General features: G+C 67.4%; 13 protein-coding genes. 8 read left to right on the top strand and 5 right to left on the bottom strand.

Going from position 1 to position 16551, the window contains the following annotated elements; genetic code table 11:
* Positions 1-25: 25 nt before the first annotated feature.
* On the bottom strand, positions 26-664 hold the full coding sequence (locus tag KF745_06140) for a hypothetical protein (GenBank protein MBX3357991.1): 639 nt from the start codon (positions 662-664) through the stop codon (positions 26-28).
* 132 nt (positions 665-796) lie between these two features.
* Between KF745_06140 and KF745_06135 the strand changes: the two genes are divergently transcribed.
* The 8 genes from KF745_06135 to rpoC all read left to right on the top strand — a co-directional run bounded on the left by KF745_06135 (position 797) and on the right by rpoC (position 13161).
* Positions 797-1945: a hypothetical protein gene (locus KF745_06135; GenBank protein MBX3357990.1), complete on the top strand. Its 1149-nt coding sequence runs from the start codon at positions 797-799 to the stop codon at positions 1943-1945.
* Positions 1946-2177: 232 nt separating this feature from the next.
* The gene (gene rplK, locus KF745_06130; protein MBX3357989.1) at positions 2178-2606 is read left to right on the top strand and encodes a 50S ribosomal protein L11; all 429 of its coding nucleotides are present in this window, start codon (positions 2178-2180) and stop codon (positions 2604-2606) included.
* Positions 2607-2608: 2 nt separating this feature from the next.
* The gene (gene rplA / locus KF745_06125; GenBank protein ID MBX3357988.1) at positions 2609-3307 is read left to right on the top strand and encodes a 50S ribosomal protein L1; all 699 of its coding nucleotides are present in this window, start codon (positions 2609-2611) and stop codon (positions 3305-3307) included.
* A 30-nt stretch (positions 3308-3337) separates the two neighbouring features.
* Complete coding sequence (gene rplJ, locus KF745_06120; protein MBX3357987.1) at positions 3338-3883, top strand: 50S ribosomal protein L10; 546 nt, start codon at positions 3338-3340, stop codon at positions 3881-3883.
* A 141-nt stretch (positions 3884-4024) separates the two neighbouring features.
* Entirely contained in the window at positions 4025-4402 is a 378-nt protein-coding gene (rplL, locus tag KF745_06115; GenBank protein ID MBX3357986.1) for a 50S ribosomal protein L7/L12, read from the top strand.
* A 250-nt stretch (positions 4403-4652) separates the two neighbouring features.
* On the top strand, positions 4653-8462 hold the full coding sequence (gene rpoB, locus KF745_06110) for a DNA-directed RNA polymerase subunit beta (protein ID MBX3357985.1): 3810 nt from the start codon (positions 4653-4655) through the stop codon (positions 8460-8462).
* A gap of 13 nt (positions 8463-8475) precedes the next feature.
* Positions 8476-8724, top strand: a complete 249-nt coding sequence (locus tag KF745_06105; GenBank protein ID MBX3357984.1) for a hypothetical protein — start codon at positions 8476-8478, stop codon at positions 8722-8724.
* Positions 8725-8763: 39 nt separating this feature from the next.
* Complete coding sequence (gene rpoC / locus KF745_06100) at positions 8764-13161, top strand: DNA-directed RNA polymerase subunit beta' (GenBank protein ID MBX3357983.1); 4398 nt, start codon at positions 8764-8766, stop codon at positions 13159-13161.
* Between the two features lie 58 nt (positions 13162-13219).
* Here the strand turns inward: rpoC and KF745_06095 are convergent, their stop codons facing one another.
* The 4 genes from KF745_06095 to KF745_06080 are packed head-to-tail and all read right to left on the bottom strand — an operon-like array spanning position 13220 to position 16529.
* On the bottom strand, positions 13220-13495 hold the full coding sequence (locus KF745_06095; GenBank protein ID MBX3357982.1) for a (2Fe-2S)-binding protein: 276 nt from the start codon (positions 13493-13495) through the stop codon (positions 13220-13222).
* A gap of 2 nt (positions 13496-13497) precedes the next feature.
* The gene (locus KF745_06090) at positions 13498-14331 is read right to left on the bottom strand and encodes a type II secretion system protein (GenBank protein MBX3357981.1); all 834 of its coding nucleotides are present in this window, start codon (positions 14329-14331) and stop codon (positions 13498-13500) included.
* Between the two features lie 10 nt (positions 14332-14341).
* Positions 14342-15493 carry a hypothetical protein gene (locus tag KF745_06085; protein ID MBX3357980.1) on the bottom strand — a complete coding sequence of 384 codons (1152 nt, stop codon included), beginning with the start codon at positions 15491-15493 and terminating at the stop codon, positions 14342-14344.
* A complete protein-coding gene (locus KF745_06080) occupies positions 15486-16529 on the bottom strand; it encodes a hypothetical protein (protein MBX3357979.1) in 1044 nt (347 codons plus the stop codon). Before KF745_06080 ends, KF745_06085 begins: the two co-directional genes overlap by 8 nt.
* Positions 16530-16551 lie beyond the last annotated feature (22 nt).

Raw genomic sequence — 16551 nt, 5'->3', positions numbered from 1 at the left:
TTGCAACGGTCTCGTGAACCGCAATCTACGGTGCGTCGATCGGCGGATCGTCCTCCGACTGCTCCCGATGCTTGATCGGCAGGGCGCTGACGATCGAATCGAAGCGCTGCGCCACGATGTTGGTCGCGCCGGGGTCGCGGGCGGCGCTGACCGCTCCCGAAACGGTGGCCACCCCGAGCCGGTCTGCGAATCCCGGGTTGGACTGCAGCAGGACCAGCGTGGCGTTGAGCAGGGACCCGCCGAACTTGGAGCCTCCCGGCTCCCCGGCAGGAAGCAGGAAGCCTCCCCCTCCGTAGTGGCCGATCCGCCCCTGGCTCAGGACGACCGCCTGGATCGAGATGTTGCAGGCGTTCCGGTCGATCGGCGTCCGCCCCGCCTCCGGCACAAGGAACATGTGGATGTGGACGATCGTTCCCGTGAGCGACCCAACCTGGGTGTTCGCGCTGGTCAGCGTCTCCAGCGGCAGGTCTGAGAGGTACATGGTCGCGGTATTGTTGTCGGTCTCGGCATAAACGCCGGTGACGAACTCCGGTGCCAGCACGCGGCCGCGATCCGACGACTCGATGTCAAGGCGGGTCGACCCGGGGGTGCACCCCGGCAGGCTCAACGCCAGGCAGGTCATCGCGGCCAACAAACGGACACCAGAAACGAGGGGGTGGAGCATGGCAATAGAGTACTCCAGGGGCAGGGTGTGGCGTCGCAACGCCGGCCGTGGAGAAGGGGGGAACTTTCCATGCCGCTCAGACGTCAAACCGGGAGGGCACGAGCAGTTCGGCCCTCGCTGGAGGATTCGAGCGTGAACCCAAGCATGCGAGCCCGGCCCAGCCGTCTGCTCTCTGCACTTGTCCTCGGTGGCTTGCTCGGAGCAGCGCCGGACGTGACCGCGGCGCCCGCACCTCCGGAAGCAGCGCGACCTCAACCAACCACCGGCCAGCGCATGAACCTCGGCCAGCCGCGGGTGTCGATGCCGGGACCGATCAAGGACCTCGGTGGAACCCGCGCAACGGGGGGGACCGGATTCGGCATCGCCCGAAAGGGATCGCTGCTAACCCGCGATAAGACGCTGCTTCCTCCCCCTCCGCCGACGTCGCGCCGGTACCCCGTCGTCGGGCCTTCCCGGGGCCCTGTCGGGGGCGGAGTGGTGGTTGATCGCGGGACCGGCGTCGCGCTCGGCACGGGCACGGTCGGAACGGGCAGCGTCAGTGTGGTTCAGTCCCAGTTGGACGCTCAGTTTGCCGGCAATCCCACCATTCGGCTCCATGCGGGCGCCCCGGTCGCGGACTTCGGCAGTTATCGCCGTCGGGTGTGGCCGGTGTGGTCGAGCGGCGGTCAGTGGTCCTGGACGGGTGCTGCAGGCTGCGGGCCACGGTGGTGCGGCACCGACTACGTCGATTACGGTCCGGTCGTCTCCTACGCCGAGGGCGTGCCGTACGCAGCGGGTGTCCAATACACCGCATCCACCCAGCCTCAGGCGGCCCCTCCGCCCGAGCCTCCGCCGCCGGTCGAGCCGACCGACTTTGATCATGGCGTCGAAGCGCTGCGCGATAGGGATCCCGAGGCCGCGATCGGGTTCATCAAGTCGTTCCTCAACCAGAATGCCGACGACACCGGCGCGATGCGCGTCCTGGCGTTCGCGCTGCTCGATGCGAACCACCCGGCCGACGCCGCCGCGATGATGGCCTTGGCGTACGACCGCGACCCGTCGCTCGCCGTCTACCCGCTGAACGCCGGGGCGGTCGTCGGCGACGAGCACCTGCGGAAACTTCTGCTGCGCGCGGTGGCGTACGCGAACAACGTGGACACCGCGTCGTCGTGGCTGACGGTGATCGTGCTGATGCAGGCCGAAGGTCGCGATTCGGTGGCCCGCAACATGCTGAAGCGGGCGAAGGACCGGGGCTTGGCGCCGCGGATCGCGGGGGAACTCGAGGCGAGTCTGGACGTGTGACGTCCCCGTAAATTGTACGGCTTTTGTATGCTGCGCGGACCAGTCCCGCAGGCCGGCTGGGTTGACCGAATACCGCTTGTCCGGCGGTTCGGTGCGGGTAGTATTCCGCCCCCCACGTCGGAGTCGGCGTGGGGAATAGCTTAAACCGTTTTACCACCGAGCCCCCCGCCTCCTTGGCCGGAGCGGAGCTTGGCCGGGTCGATCCCGGCGGGCCGGTGGGAGGTGGAGATCAATGGCCAAGAAAGAAGTCACAAAGCGCTTCAAGATCATGGCCCCGGGTGGCAAGGCCACCCCGGCACCGCCGCTTGGTCCGGCGCTGGGCGGCAACGGCGTCAACCCCGGCCAGTTCATCCAGCAGTTCAACGCGGCGACGGCCAAGCTCAACGGCAAGATCGTCGGCTGCATCATCACGGTCTACAACGATCGGTCGTTCACCTTCGAGATCAAGTCATCGCCCGCGAGCGTGCTCATCCGCGAGGCGGCGAAGATCGAGAAGGGCTCGGGCGTCCCGAACAAGGACAAGGTCGGCAAGATCTCCAAGGCGAACGTGAAGGCGATCGCGGAGGAGAAGATGGCGGACCTGAACTCGGGGTCCATCGAGGCGGCGATGCGGATCATTGAAGGCACCGCCCGGTCGATGGGCGTGACGGTGGAGGGCTAAGCATGGCAGTGAAACTCTCCAAGCGGAGCAAGGCGAACGCCGAGCTGATCCCCGCGGCCCCGCTCCCGGCAAAGGACGCGATCGCGGCGCTCAAGAAGTACAAGATGCCGAAGTTCGACCAGACGGTGAACATCGTGCTGCACCTTGGCATCGATCCGGCCCACGCCGATCAGGGGATCCGCGGCTCGGTGTCGCTGCCCCGCGGCATCGGCGTGACCAAGCGGGTCGTCGCGTTCTGCCGCGAGGACGTCGCGAAGGACGCGAAGGCGGCCGGCGCGATCGAGGCCGGGGCCGAGGAACTGGTCGCCAAGATCGAGGGCGGCTGGATGGAGTTCGACGTTGCTGTGGCCTCGCCGGACATGATGCGTGTCGTCTCCCGCCTGGGCAAGGTGCTGGGCCCCAAGGGCCTGATGCCCTCGCCGAAGGCGGGCACGGTGACGCCGAAGGTCGTCGAGGCGGTGCGGGAGTACTCCGCCGGCAAGGTCGAGTACCGCAACGACAAGGGCGGGAACGTGCACGCCGTGGTCGGCAAGATGTCCTTCAAGGACGATGCGCTGACCGAGAACGTCGAGCACTTCATCCGCACCATCGAAAAGTCCCGCCCGTCGAGTGCCAAGGGCGTGTTCATCAAGAAGGTCGTCGTCAGCGGCGCGATGACCCCGGGCGTTCAGATCAAGCTGGAGACGGCGGCGATCGCCTGATCGCCGAGCCACTAGAAGAAAGAGCGGGCCATGTCAAAGGTCGTCAAAGAAGTCATCATGAGCGAGTACGTGTCGCGCCTGACCGGCACGAGCGACGCGATGGTCATCAGCATCCGCGGCATGACCGGTGTGGACACCACCAAGGTCCGCCACTCGCTGCGGAAGAACAACATCAAGATCCAGGTTGTGCGCAACGCCCTGGCCCGCAACGCGGTGAAGGACACCGGCCTGGCCGCCCTCGCCGAGGTGCTCCAGGGGCCCAGCGCCCTTGCCTTCGGCGGCAGCAGCGTCGTCGAGGTCGCCCGCGAGATCGTCAAGCTCGTCGAGAAGTTCCCGGCGATCGAGCTCAAGGGCGCTGTGCTCGACGGCACCCTCTATAAGGGCAAGGCCGGCGTGACGGAGCTGAGCAAGTTCCCGACCAAGGACGAGGCGATCGCCCAGGCGGTCACGCTCATTGTCAGCCCGGGACGCAAGCTCATGGCCCAGATCAAGGGCCCCGGATCGGGCATCGCCGGGATCATCAAGGCGATCGAGACCAAGCTGGAGAAGGGCGAGACGATCGCCAAGGTCGGTTAGACAGCGGGTGGTGGGGGGATGGCAGACTTTCGCATCCGACTGGCCCAAACGGGATAACGGCCGGGCGTCCGGCCCCACTCGGGTGAGCAGGTAGCGGGTTTCGGCGTAGAGGCGCCCCCGCGGAAGAACACGAGGTTGAACATGTCCGCGATCGCAGAACTCGGTGACAAGCTGGCGGGTCTTTCTCTGAAGGACGCCGTCGAACTCAGCAAGTACATGAAGGACACCTACGGCATCGAGGCGGCCGCCGGCGGCGGCGTCATGATGGCCGCCGCGGCCCCCGCCGCGGCCGCGGCCGAGGAGAAGTCGACCTTCGACGTGATCCTCAAGGCCGTGGATCCCGCGAAGAAGATCCCGACCATCAAGGTCGTCCGCGAGGCGACGGGTCTGGGTCTGGCGGAGGCGAAGGCCTTCGTCGACAACCCGGGCAAGGCCGTCAAGCAGGGCATCTCCAAGGACGACGCGGAGAAGCTCAAGAAGGCCCTCGAGGCCGAGGGCGCCAAGGTCGAGCTGGCCTGATTCGACGACGAGACTGTTCAAGGGGGGCCCCCGCCAAACGGGGGCCCTCCATTTTCCTTAGCCGGACAGCACCCGATCAGACACCAAGCGGTGAACCGGGGGCGTCTGGAGGCCTTGCCTGGGCCCCCTGGTCTGGTTATACTGATCGATTCGACGCGGCGCGAGACGGGTGGACGACACGTTTTTCACGACATCATCATGGCCCCAGCACACCGCTGGAGAGGCTATCTGAACCATCACGAGGGTATCGATGGCAGCGACCAAGGTGCGCAGTTTTGCCAAGCGCGGCGACGCGGTTCCGGTCTTCGATCTCACCAGGGTCCAGCGGGACGCGTACGAACGCTTCCTCCAGCTTGGGCACGGCCCCGATGACCGGACGAAGAGTCTCGGTCTCGAGGCGCTGCTGCGCGAGGTCTTCCCGATCGAATCGTACGACGGGACCATGCAGCTTGAATACGTGCACTACTCCCTCGAGGAGCCCCGGTATACCCCGGACGAGTGCCGCGAACTCCGCCTGACCTACGGCATGCCGTTCAAGGTCCGCGTGAAGCTCGTCCGCCAAGGTCACCCCGACGTCGCCGAGGAGGAGATCTACCTCGGCGAGTTCCCCATCATGATGGGCGGCGGCGAGTTCATCGTGAACGGCGCCGAGCGCGTGATCGTCAGCCAGCTCCACCGCTCCCCGGGCGTGGATTTCTCGATCGTCTCCGCCGAGGGCGACCGCCCGCTGCACTCCAACCGGATCATCCCGGAGCGCGGCAGCTGGATCGAGCTCGAGGTGACCAAGAAGGACGTTCTGGCGATGCGGATCGACCAGAGCACCAAGCTCGCCGCGACGACGTTCCTGCGCTGCCTGGACGAGTCCGTCTCCTCCACCGATGCGCTGCTGCGGCTGTTCTACGAGGTGACGGAGATCAAGGCCGAGGCCGTGCGCCCCGAGCACTGGGCGGCCGATTCGATCGTCGACACCGAGACCGGCGAGGAGCTGGTCCACGTCGGCCGGATCATCGGCGAGGAGGCCGCGGCCAAGATCGCGGCGTCGAGCCTCAAGAAGGTCCGCGTCATTCAGAACCCCTCCGACACGCTGATCCTCAACACCGTGGCCGAGGAGAAGCTCGAGCAGTTCGAGGGGGCCAGCGACTACGACCGCGCCCTGCTCAAGGTGTACTCGAAGCTGCGGCCCGGCAACCCGCCGCAGGTCGAGAAGGCCAAGCAGCTCTTCTTCGAGAAGTTCTACGACGAAAACCGCTACCGACTCGGCAAGGTCGGCCGCTTCCGGATCAACCGCAAGTTCGGCCTCGACACCCCCGAGGACCGGATGTTCATCCAGGCCGAGGACTTCCTGCGCGTCATCCAGTACCTGCTGGACCTCCGCAGCAAGCGCCCCGACCCCAAGACCGGCCGCCCGATCGCGCAGGTGGACGACATCGACCACCTGGGCAACCGCCGCCTCCGCACGCTGGACGAGCTGGCCGTCGAGGAGCTCCGCAAGGGCTTCCTCAAGCTGCGCCGCACCGTGCAGGAGCGGATGAGCGTCAAGAACCCCGATGAGCTGGCCAAGATCGCCGACCTGGTGAACTCCAAGAGCATCTCCAGCGCGATCGACTTCTTCTTCGGCCGCAGCGAGCTCAGCCAGGTTGTCGACCAGACCAACCCGCTGAGCAGCCTCGTCCACGAGCGCCGCCTGTCGGCTCTGGGCCCCGGCGGCCTGAACCGCAAGCGGGCCGGCTTCGAGGTGCGCGACGTGCACATCTCGCACTACGGCCGCATCTGCCCGATCGAGACGCCCGAAGGCACCAACATCGGCCTGATCGCCTCCCTGGGCATCTTCGCCTCGATCGACGAGTACGGCTTCCTTCGGACGCCCTACCGCGTCGCCAAGGAGGGCAAGGTCTCCTCCAAGATCGTCGAGCTCCGAGCCGACGAGGAGATGCGGGCGGTGCTCGCCCCGGCCGACGCGATCATCGGCGACGGCAAGCTCAAGCCGGGCATGATCATGGCCCGCGTCAACGGCGAGCTCGCCGAGGTCAGCTCCGACCAGGTCGAGTTCGTCGACATCGCGGCCAAGCAGATCGTCGGCGTGTCGGCCGCCTTGATCCCCTTCCTCGAGCACGACGACGCCAACCGCGCGCTGATGGGCTCGAACATGCAGCGCCAGGCGGTCCCGCTGATCAAGGTCGACCCTCCGATCATCGCCACCGGCATGGAGGCCGACATCGGCAAGAACTCGGGCATGGTGGTTCGGGCGAAGAACGCCGGCACCGTCACGTTCGTCGACGCCCAGCGCATCGTGATCGACAACTCCGACGAGTACGAACTCCGCAAGTTCGCGGGCCTCAACGAGCGGACCTGCCTGAACCAGCGGCCCGTCGTGGTCCTGGGCCAGAAGGTCAAGAAGGCCGACATCCTCGCCGACGGCCCCAGCACCCGGATGGGCGAGCTGGCGATCGGCAAGAACGTCCTCGTCGCGTTCAACACCTTCGACGGGTACAACTTCGAGGACGCCATCGTCATCTCCGAGCGCGTCGTCAAGGACGATGTGTTCACCTCGATCCACATCGACGCCTTCGACGTGGAGGTCCGCGAGACCAAGCTCGGCCGCGAGGAGTTCACGCGGGATATCCCCAACGTCTCCGAGAAGATGCTGCGGAACCTCGACGAGCACGGCGTCATCCGCCTCGGCGCCCGCGTGGGCCCCGGCGACATCCTCGTCGGGAAAGTGAGCCCAAAGAGCAAGAGCGAGCTGACCCCCGAAGAGAAGCTGCTCCACGCGATCTTCGGACGCGCGGGCGAGGACGTGAAGAACGACTCCCTCGAGGTCCCCGCGGGCGTCGAGGGCATCGTCATCGGTGCGCGCCGGTTCAGCCGCCGCATGCACCTCTCCGCCGACCAGAAGAAGCGGCTCCAGAAGGAGATGGACGACTACTCCGCGGACATGGACCGCAAGGTCATCGTCCTGTTCAAGGAGCTCGTCGCCGAGATCAACCGCGTGGTCGGCACCGAGATGGTCGACCCCTCCACCCGCCAGAAGGTGGGCGCCAGCGACCTGCCCGAGGTCATCCTCGAGCAGATCGAGAACTTCGATCTCAAGTGGATCAAGGGCTCGAAGGAGATCAAGGAGAAGGCCGAGGTCCTCCACGGCCAGTTCTGGCCCCGCATCGTCGCCAACCGCAAGGAGAAGGAACGCAAGATCGGGCACATGAAGCGGGGCGATGAGCTCCCCAGCGGCGTGCTCGAGATGGTGAAGGTCTACCTCGCCACCAAGCGGCAGCTCTCCGTCGGCGACAAGATGGCCGGCCGGCACGGCAACAAGGGTGTCATCGCCCGAATCGTCCCCGAGGCCGACATGCCGTTCATGGAGGACGGCACCCCCGTCGACGTCCTGCTCAACCCGCTGGGCGTCCCCAGCCGCATGAACGTCGGGCAGATCCTCGAGACCCACTTGGGCTGGGCCGCCCACGTCCTGGGATTCCAGGCCGTCACCCCCGTCTTCGACGGGGCCACCGAGGAGGAGGTCCACGCCGCCGTGGACGAGGCGAACAAGGACGTCGCCCGCCGCCTCGAGCAGTACGAGAAGACCGGCACCTGGCCGCACCCACGTGAACTGCTCGCCCGCATGCCCCGCGGCGGCAAGATCCAGCTGCACGACGGCCGCACCGGCGAGGCCTTCTCCCAGAAGACCACCGTGGGCTTCATGTACCTGCTGAAGCTGCACCACCTGGTCGACGACAAGATCCACGCCCGCTCCACGGGCCCCTACAGCCTCATCACGCAGCAGCCCCTGGGCGGCAAGGCCCGCACCGGCGGCCAGCGCTTCGGCGAGATGGAAGTGTGGGCGCTGGAGGCCTACGGCGCGGCGTACATCCTGCAGGAACTCCTCACCGTCAAGTCCGACGACGTCGAGGGCCGCACCAAGATCTACGAGTCCATGGTCAAGGGCACCAACACGCTGGAGGCGGGCATGCCCGTCGCCTTCGACGTGCTGTGCAACGAACTCAAGGGCCTGGGTATGAACGTGACACTGGAGAAGAAGCGGTCGGACGCTGGGAGCGTGCTGTAGAAAAGGAGATCGCATGACCGCACCCGTGCCGGAGCGGCGAGCCCGGAGGGTCCTCGGCGTGGTCTGGCTGACGCTTGGCTCCGCCGGGGTCGTCGCGAACGCGGCGACCGGAACCATGGGTGCCCCGCTGGCCCTGAGCATCGGCCTGGTGGCGTGCGGACTGATCGGAGTTTTCGGGTGGCCGACCGCGGCCGGGCGTACCGGCGGGACGGCGACGACGGGATCGGAAGAGGCGGAGCGTATCGAGGACCTGACCAGGTGAAGCCGCGGCCCGACCGGCCGCACCACCTTGGAGAAACGCATGGCAGCTGAAGGCGTGTTCGATCGGATCAATGACTTCCAGGCGATCAAGGTCTCTCTCGCCAGCCCCAACGACATCCGGTCGTGGTCCTATGGCGAGGTCAAGAAGCCCGAGACCATCAACTACCGCACCTACCGCCCGGAGAAGGACGGCCTCTTCTGCGAGCGCATCTTCGGCCCCGAGCGCGACTACGAGTGCGCCTGCGGCAAGTACAAGGGCACCAAGTACAAGGGCATCATCTGCGACCGCTGCGGCGTCAAGGTGACCCACTCGCGCGTGCGCCGCAAGCGCATGGGCCACATCAACCTCGCCGCCCCGATCGTCCACATCTGGTTCTTCAAGGCCATGCCCAGCCGCCTGGGCAACCTGCTGAAGATGAAGACCGCCGACCTCGAGAAGGTCATCTACTTCCAGGACTACGTCGTCGTCGATCCTGGCGACACCGAGCTCAAGTTCAAGCAGATGCTGACCGAGGACGAGTTCCGCCTCGCCCAGGAGAAGTACGGCAACGCCTTCCGCGCTCTCATGGGTGCCGATGCGATGCGTGAACTCATCGAGCGGACCGACCTGGACCGCCTCGCCGGCGAGATCCGCGAGGACCTCAAGAACACCCGCAGCAAGCAGACCATCAAGGACCTCGCCAAGCGGCTCAAGATCGTCGAGCAGATCCGCGGCTCCGAGAACGACCCGGCGTGGCTGGTGATGGACGTGGTCCCGGTGATCCCGCCCGACCTGCGCCCCCTCGTGCTGCTCGAGAGCGGCAACTTCGCGACCAGCGACCTCAACGACCTCTATCGCCGCATCATCAACCGCAACAACCGCCTCAAGAAGCTGATGGACCTCAACGCCCCCGAGGTCATTATCCGCAATGAGAAGCGGATGCTCCAGCAGGCCGTCGATGCCCTCTTCGACAACAACCGATGCCGCCGCCCCGTGCTGGGCTCCAGCAACCGGCCGCTCAAGTCGCTGACCGACATGATCAAGGGCAAGCAGGGCCGCTTCCGCGAGAACCTGCTGGGCAAGCGCGTCGACTACTCCGCCCGGTCCGTCATCGTCGTCGGCCCCGAGCTCAAGCTGCACCAGTGCGGCCTGCCCAAGAAGATCGCGCTGGAGCTCTACCAGCCCTTCATCATCCGCAAGCTCAAGGAGCACGGGCTCGCCGACACAATCAAGTCGGCCAAGCGCATGCTCGAGCGCCGCGACCCCGAGGTGTGGGACGTGCTTGAGGAGGTCATCTACCAGCACCCCGTGCTGCTCAACCGCGCCCCGACCCTCCACCGCATGGGCATCCAGGCCTTCGAGCCCGTGCTCGTCGAGGGCAACGCCATCCGCATCCACCCGCTGGTCTGCGGCGGGTTCAACGCCGACTTCGACGGCGACCAGATGGCCGTCCACCTCCCCCTCTCCGTCGAGGCCCAGGCCGAGGCCCACGTGCTCATGCTCAGCACGAACAACATCTTCGGCCCGGCCAACGGCAAGCCCATCATCTCGCCGTCGCAGGACATCGTGATGGGCGTGTACTTCATCACCGTCGGCATTGCCGACGAGGTCGCCGACAACAAACGCCCCCGCTTCAAGGACCGGCGCGAGGCGATGCTCGCCTACGACCAGGGCAAGATCACGATCCACCAGCAGATCTATGTCCGCCTCGACGGCTTCGACGCGGTCGTGGACGACCAGGGCAAGGCCCCCAAGCCCCTCGCCGCCGACCGCCGGGTCCTCACCACCGTCGGCCGCATCCTGTTCTCAGACATCCTCGAACGCGGCATGCCCTTCTACAACTGCGCCCTGGGCAAGAAGGGGTGCGCCCGCGTCATCGACGACTGCTACGCCATCTGCGGCCGCCCGGCGACCATCGACCTGCTCGACCGCCTCAAGGAGATCGGCTTCAAGCAGTCGACCCTCGCCGGCCTCTCCTTCGGCATCACCGACCTCCGCATCCCCGACGCCAAGAAGGAGCTCATCCAGGACGCGGAGAAGAAGGTCAACCGCGTCGAGAAGAACTTCGAGCGAGGCCTCATCACCGAGCGCGAGCGGTACAACCAGCTGCTCGACATCTGGTCCCACTGCCGCGAGGAGGTCACGAAGAAGCTCGTCGCCACCCTCAAGAGCGACCGGCGCGATGCGGACGGCAACGAACTGGCCACCGAGGCCAAGACCGGCCGCATGTACCTCAACCCCGTCTACCTCATGGGTGACTCGGGCGCCCGCGGCAACATCAGCCAGATGATGCAGCTCGCCGGCATGCGAGGCCTCATGGCCAAGCCCTCGGGCGAGATCATCGAGACGCCCATCCGCGCCAACTTCCGCGAGGGCCTCCACATCCTCGAGTACTTCTCCTCCACCCACGGTGCCCGCAAGGGTCTCGCCGACACCGCCCTCAAGACCGCCGACTCGGGCTACCTCACCCGCAAGCTCTGCGACGTGGCGCAGTCCGTGATCATCTCCGAGCACAACTGCGGCAGCCAGCGCGGCATCATCAAGCGGGCCATCTACAAGGGCGAGAACGTCGCCGTCCCGCTCGGCGAGCAGGTCCTCGGCCGCATCGCCCGGCGCGCGGTGGTCAACCCCAGGACCGACGAGGTCGTGGTCGCCGAGAACGAGATGATCACCGAGGAGACCGCGCGGCGCATCGACGAACTCGGGATCGAGAGCGTCGAGGTCCGCTCGCCGCTCACCAGCGAGAGCCGCTTCGGCTGCTCCGTGCTCGACTACGGCATGGACCGCTCCACCGGCAAGCTCGTCGAGCCCGGCATGGCGGTGGGCATCATCGCCGCCCAGTCGATCGGCGAGCCGGGAACGCAGCTCACGATGCGTACGTTCCACACCGGCGGCATCGGCCAGCGATCCGCCGCGGAAACGCAGTACCAGGCCCTCAACGGCGGCAAGGTCGAGCTACGCGACTGCAACGAGGTCGCGGTCAAGGACGACGACGGCAACGACGTCATGGTCGCCCTCAAGCGCAACGGCGAGATGGCAATCATGGACGCCAAGGGCCGCGAGCTGGAGAAGACCAAGGTTCCCTACGGCGCCTACATCATGGTCAAGACCGGCGACGAGGTCCGCAAGGGCCAGATCCTGGTCAAGTGGGACCCGCACCGCCTCCCGACCCTCGCCGAGAAGGAGGGCACGATCCAGTTCGTCGACATCGAGATCGGCGAGACGGTCCGCGAGGAGGACTCCGGCCAGGGCCGCAAGGCGCTGGTTGTCATCGAGCACAAGGGCGACAAGCACCCGCAGATCAACATCGTCGACCCCCAGGGCAACATCCTGGACTTCCACTACCTCCCCGCCAAGGCCCGCATCGAGGTCACCGACGGCCAGGAGATCAAGGCCGGCCACATGCTCGCCCGCCAGCCCCGCTCCGCCGCGGGCTCGCAGGACATCGTCGGCGGTCTCCCCCGCGTCACGGAGATCTTCGAAGCCCGCAAGCCCAAGGACCCGGCCGTCATGGCCGAGATCTCGGGTCGCGTCGAGATCCACTCCGACAAGCGCAAGGGCAAGATGACCATCCGTGTCATCTCCGATGCGGGGATCGAGAAGGACCACCACGTTCCGCAGGACCGCCACCTGCTCGTCCACACCGGCGACTACGTCCAGGCCGGCGACGCCCTCACCGAGGGCCCGCTGGTGCCGCACGACATCCTGCGGATCAAGGGCGAGGAAGCGCTCTGGATGTACATGCTCGACGAGGTGCAGAACGTGTACCGCGCCCAGGGCGTCGTGATCGACGACAAGCACATCGAGGTCATCCTCGCGCAGATGCTCCGCAAGGTCCGCGTCGAGAACCCCGGCGACACCGACCTGCTCCCCCACGACGTCGTGGACAAGTTCGAGTTCCGGCGCCGGAACTCGGAGATCGCGGAGATGGTCCGTATCACCGAGCCGGGCGGCACCGATCTGCCCAAGGACGCGATGGTCACCAAGGCCGAGGTCCGCGAGGCCAACGCCAAGGCGGAGGCCGCCGGCAAGGACGGCGCCAAGGGCAAGAAGGCCCGCCCGGCGACCGGCCGCACCCTGCTGCTGGGCATCACCAAGGCCTCGCTGCAGAGCGAGTCGTTCCTCTCGGGCGCCTCGTTCCAGGAAACGACCAAGGTCCTCACCGAGGCCTCCCTCCGCGGCGCGACCGACGAGCTGGTCGGCCTCAAGGAGAACGTCCTCCTGGGCCACCTCATCCCCGCCGGCACCGGCTTCAAGCCGTGGCAGGCCATCCGCGTCAAGCCGCTCGTTGACCTTCCCGAGTCGGATGACGACGGCGACGAGGCGACGATGCTCGAGGAAGCCACCCGGGCGGCCGAGGCACTCGGGGCGGACCGGAATGACAAGGTCGGCGTCCCGCGGGTTGAGATGCCCGGCGTGGGTGTGGGCGGCCACGCTCCCGTCAGCACCGAGGGCTGAGCCCATCGGTTGACAGTCTTGAATCCAACGCCCTCGCGGCCGACCGCGGGGGCGTTTTTCATTCCCCCGCTCCGGGTGACGGATCGACGCCGGCGCGTCGGAAGTCGGCCTCGGACATGATCGGGAACCGTGTCTGACCCGTCGCCAGCATCAGCCGCACGTACGGTTCGCACATCGAACACCCGGTCGAGCAGCCGGTGGCGGCTCGCAACTGGGCGAACGACAGACCGCCGGCCCGGGCTACGCCGCGGAGGTATTCGAACGGCAGCCCGAGGCAGACGCACCGATCGACCGGTGTCGCCCCTGTCGGCATGTCGGGCCCGGGCGATTCCACGCTCACTCTCCGGAGTACAGGATGTTGGAGTCCTCCCGGCCTGTCCATCCGAGCGATCGGCTCCGGCAGTCGAGCCCCTCGAACTCCGTGGGCCTGGAGAATGCCATGGCGTCGGGCGAGACGTGCCCATCGAGCCACGCGATGTTCGCGTTCCCGGGGTTCCCGGCGGACGCCCCGTGCCGGAAGTGCATCGTCGCATCCGTCCTGACCCCCGGCGCATCGACCCAGAAGCGGGGCTCAATGAACGAGTACTCGATTACGCCGGCAGCCCCCGCGCTGGGCGCGGCGGAGTCGGCGAAGCCGAGCGTTGCCGCGGGGCGGCCGAAGAGGTGCCGGGGTGAGCCCGCGCGGTCGGTGGCGACAGTCAGGACCGTGGGTGATACGCGTCGCAGCACCACCCCGACGTATCGCAGGTTGTACCCGTACCCCCCGCACGCCCGCTCGTACCCCCCGCCCGACCCGGCCTGCTGGAGCAGCCGAAGCGTCGGCACGAACGTGGGGCACTCGCGGATCAAGCGGCTGGAGCCGGCCGAGTCGTCGAGGTAGGGCGTGATCGGTCCGCCCTCGGGGCTGAACGCCGCCGACTGGCTGGTTCGCGAGCCGTGCCAGCGCTGGAGGTTGACGAGGAAGTCTGCCGCGCCCGGCGGCATGTGGTCCGCGTGGTCGGAGGCGTACAGGTCCGAGGCGGTCATAATCTGGCGGAGGTTGGAGGCGCACACGCCCGAGCGAGCAGCCTCCCGCGCCCCGGCCAGCGACGGCAGGAGCAGCGAGACCAGGAGCGCGACGATGGCGATCGTCACGAGCAGCTCGATGAGTGTGAACGCCCGACGCCTCACGCCGGCTCTCCTACTCCTGAATGAACCACGCGCCGATGAACACCGCGATATCGGTCGGCGTGATCACCCCGTCGCGATCGAAGTCCGCCTGAAGCGTTCCCGCGGCGAGATCCGCGACCCACGCGTTGATGAACGCCGCCACATCCAGCGGTGTGACCTCGCCGTCGCCGTTGAAGTCGGACCGCCGGACCGGGATGACGCGCGCGACGCCGCCCACTTCGGTTGAGAGTTCGCCGAGCACCGGGTGGACGACGGTGCTCCCCGTGCTGATGCGGACGAAGTCGATCGATGGGAGGGAGGCGGTCATGCCCGTCGCCGCGTCGACGGCCCAGGAGATGTCGATGGCATCGCCGCCGCCGCTGCCGGCCAGCACACCCACGCCCATCGGGTCGTCGGGGCGGGTGTAGAAGCGCTCGGGCGTGAGCGAGGGGTCGTCCGCCACGCCGTCGCCGGTGAGATCGCCCAGCACCATCGTCGGCGTGCAATCCGCGTACCCCCACACGCCCTCGTCGACGGACGCCGGTCCATTGGGGTTGTTCAGCACCGGGCCGGTGGGGAACATCGCGGCGGGGAGCGCAAAGCCGCTGGTCTGGAACTCGCCGGAGGCCCAGCCGGGGATCCACGCGGGGTTGGAGGGCGGGAATGTCGGGTCCGCCGTGTTGGTGTCCCAGGTCTGCGTCGTCTTCGCCACCGGCGGCGCGAGGTGCGAACCGGCGATCAGGTACCACGCATCGTCTGCCAGGTGGTTGCCGTTGGTGTCGCGCGAGACCTCGATGACCCCCGGCTCGGCGTAGCGGCGGCTCGTGTCGCCGGAGACGAAGAAGGCGTTGCCGAAGACGATGAAGTCGACGCCCCGCGGGTTGCCGGCGGAGACCGGCAGGTTCGGGATCGGCGATTCGAACCCGAATGTGATCGTCCCGCCGAACCCGCCGAGGGTCACGAGTTTCGAGTTGTCGGGTGCATCAGCGCCCCCGCCGATCGGCGGCCCCAGGGCCCGAGCGGGGTCGCTGAACGCGGGGTTGTTGACGAGTTGACCCGGCGCGGGGCGGTACTCGAGAACTCGCGATGCGAACGGGGACTGCGCCCATGTTGCACCTGCCCCCGTGCACACGGCGACTGCCCCGATCAGGCCTGCGCGCAGCGAACCGGTCGAACTAGGCATGGCGGCGCCTCCGTGTCGAGAGCGCGGCGAACCCGGCGAGAAGGCCGAAGACCGCCGGTGGCGCGGGCACCGCGTAGCGGTACGCCGTGCCGTCCGCGACGACGAGCAACTCGCCGGTGACGGGGTTGAACTGCGTCGCGTAGTACGCGCCGGACCCCGCCGGGCTCAGCCGAAGCTCCGAGGCATCGGGCGCAACCGGGCCGCCCGCAAGTGCCGCCAGGATCGCGTCAGAGTCGATGACCGCGGCGTAACCAAAGTCGTCCGAGCCCGAGAAGAAATCTCCACCGCCGACCAGCAGGTGTCCACCGGCGTCGAATCCGAGGCTTGCCCCCGAGAGGGCATCGGCCACCAGTATGCCTGTTGCAAAGTCCACCGGCGTCCCGCCGACAAGGAGCGAGAGGGCGAAGGCTCGGATGTTCCCCGTCGGCGCCCCGCCCGCCGCGGTGTTGAATCCATCCGATGTGTACAGGCGCCCGTCGGCGATCGCGACGCCGCCCGAGGCGCCCCAGGCCCCGCTCCCGCTGATCACGGTGGTTGCGCTCAGGCTTGGGACGTCGATGCGGCTGACCACCGGGGCGGCGCCGAAGCCGGAGACGTACAGCGACCCGTTCCCCGACCAGGCGGCCTCCTGGTTTGGCGAGGCAACCGCCACTGGCGTGGTGGGCACGCCGGTGTGGAGCGACGACATGGCCACGAGCAGCACGTTCGCGCCGGGGCCGAAGTTGTTGTCGCCGATGGCCAGCGTCTGCCCGTCCGGGCTGATGCGGGCGAAGGAGGCTCCGAACGACGAGATCACGCCAGGCGCAACCGATCCGACCCGCGTGTACGCCGACGAGTTGACCGCCTGCTGCACCCACACATCCGATCCATCAAGCCGCACGACGCGGCCGTCGGGAAGCAGGTCAAAAGGGCCGCTCGACGGCAGGGCGAACGAGCCGACGGGGGAGTAGGGGGGGAGCGTCGCGGACGCCACCGGGGTAAGGGAGGTCACAACCGCCGCGACGAGCACGGCGCACAGAACACCGATTCGAACCATGGGACAGACTCCGCTTCGTCGC

The sequence above is a fragment of the Phycisphaeraceae bacterium genome (assembly GCA_019636655.1).
Lineage (GTDB): Bacteria > Planctomycetota > Phycisphaerae > Phycisphaerales > UBA1924 > JAHBXB01.
This window is presented reverse-complemented; position numbering and strand designations above follow the sequence as displayed.

Bases quoted from the DNA above. Each gene is read 5' to 3' on its own strand.
- KF745_06140 (MBX3357991.1), bottom strand. From the start codon at position 664: ATGCTCCACCCCCTCGTTTCTGGTGTCCGTTTGTTGGCCGCGATGACC.
- rplK (MBX3357989.1), top strand. From the start codon at position 2,178: ATGGCCAAGAAAGAAGTCACAAAGCGCTTCAAGATCATGGCCCCGGGT.
- rplA (MBX3357988.1), top strand. From the start codon at position 2,609: ATGGCAGTGAAACTCTCCAAGCGGAGCAAGGCGAACGCCGAGCTGATC.
- rplJ (MBX3357987.1), top strand. From the start codon at position 3,338: ATGTCAAAGGTCGTCAAAGAAGTCATCATGAGCGAGTACGTGTCGCGC.
- rplL (MBX3357986.1), top strand. From the start codon at position 4,025: ATGTCCGCGATCGCAGAACTCGGTGACAAGCTGGCGGGTCTTTCTCTG.
- rpoB (MBX3357985.1), top strand. From the start codon at position 4,653: ATGGCAGCGACCAAGGTGCGCAGTTTTGCCAAGCGCGGCGACGCGGTT.
- KF745_06105 (MBX3357984.1), top strand. From the start codon at position 8,476: ATGACCGCACCCGTGCCGGAGCGGCGAGCCCGGAGGGTCCTCGGCGTG.
- rpoC (MBX3357983.1), top strand. From the start codon at position 8,764: ATGGCAGCTGAAGGCGTGTTCGATCGGATCAATGACTTCCAGGCGATC.
- KF745_06085 (MBX3357980.1), bottom strand. From the start codon at position 15,493: ATGCCTAGTTCGACCGGTTCGCTGCGCGCAGGCCTGATCGGGGCAGTC.
- KF745_06080 (MBX3357979.1), bottom strand. From the start codon at position 16,529: ATGGTTCGAATCGGTGTTCTGTGCGCCGTGCTCGTCGCGGCGGTTGTG.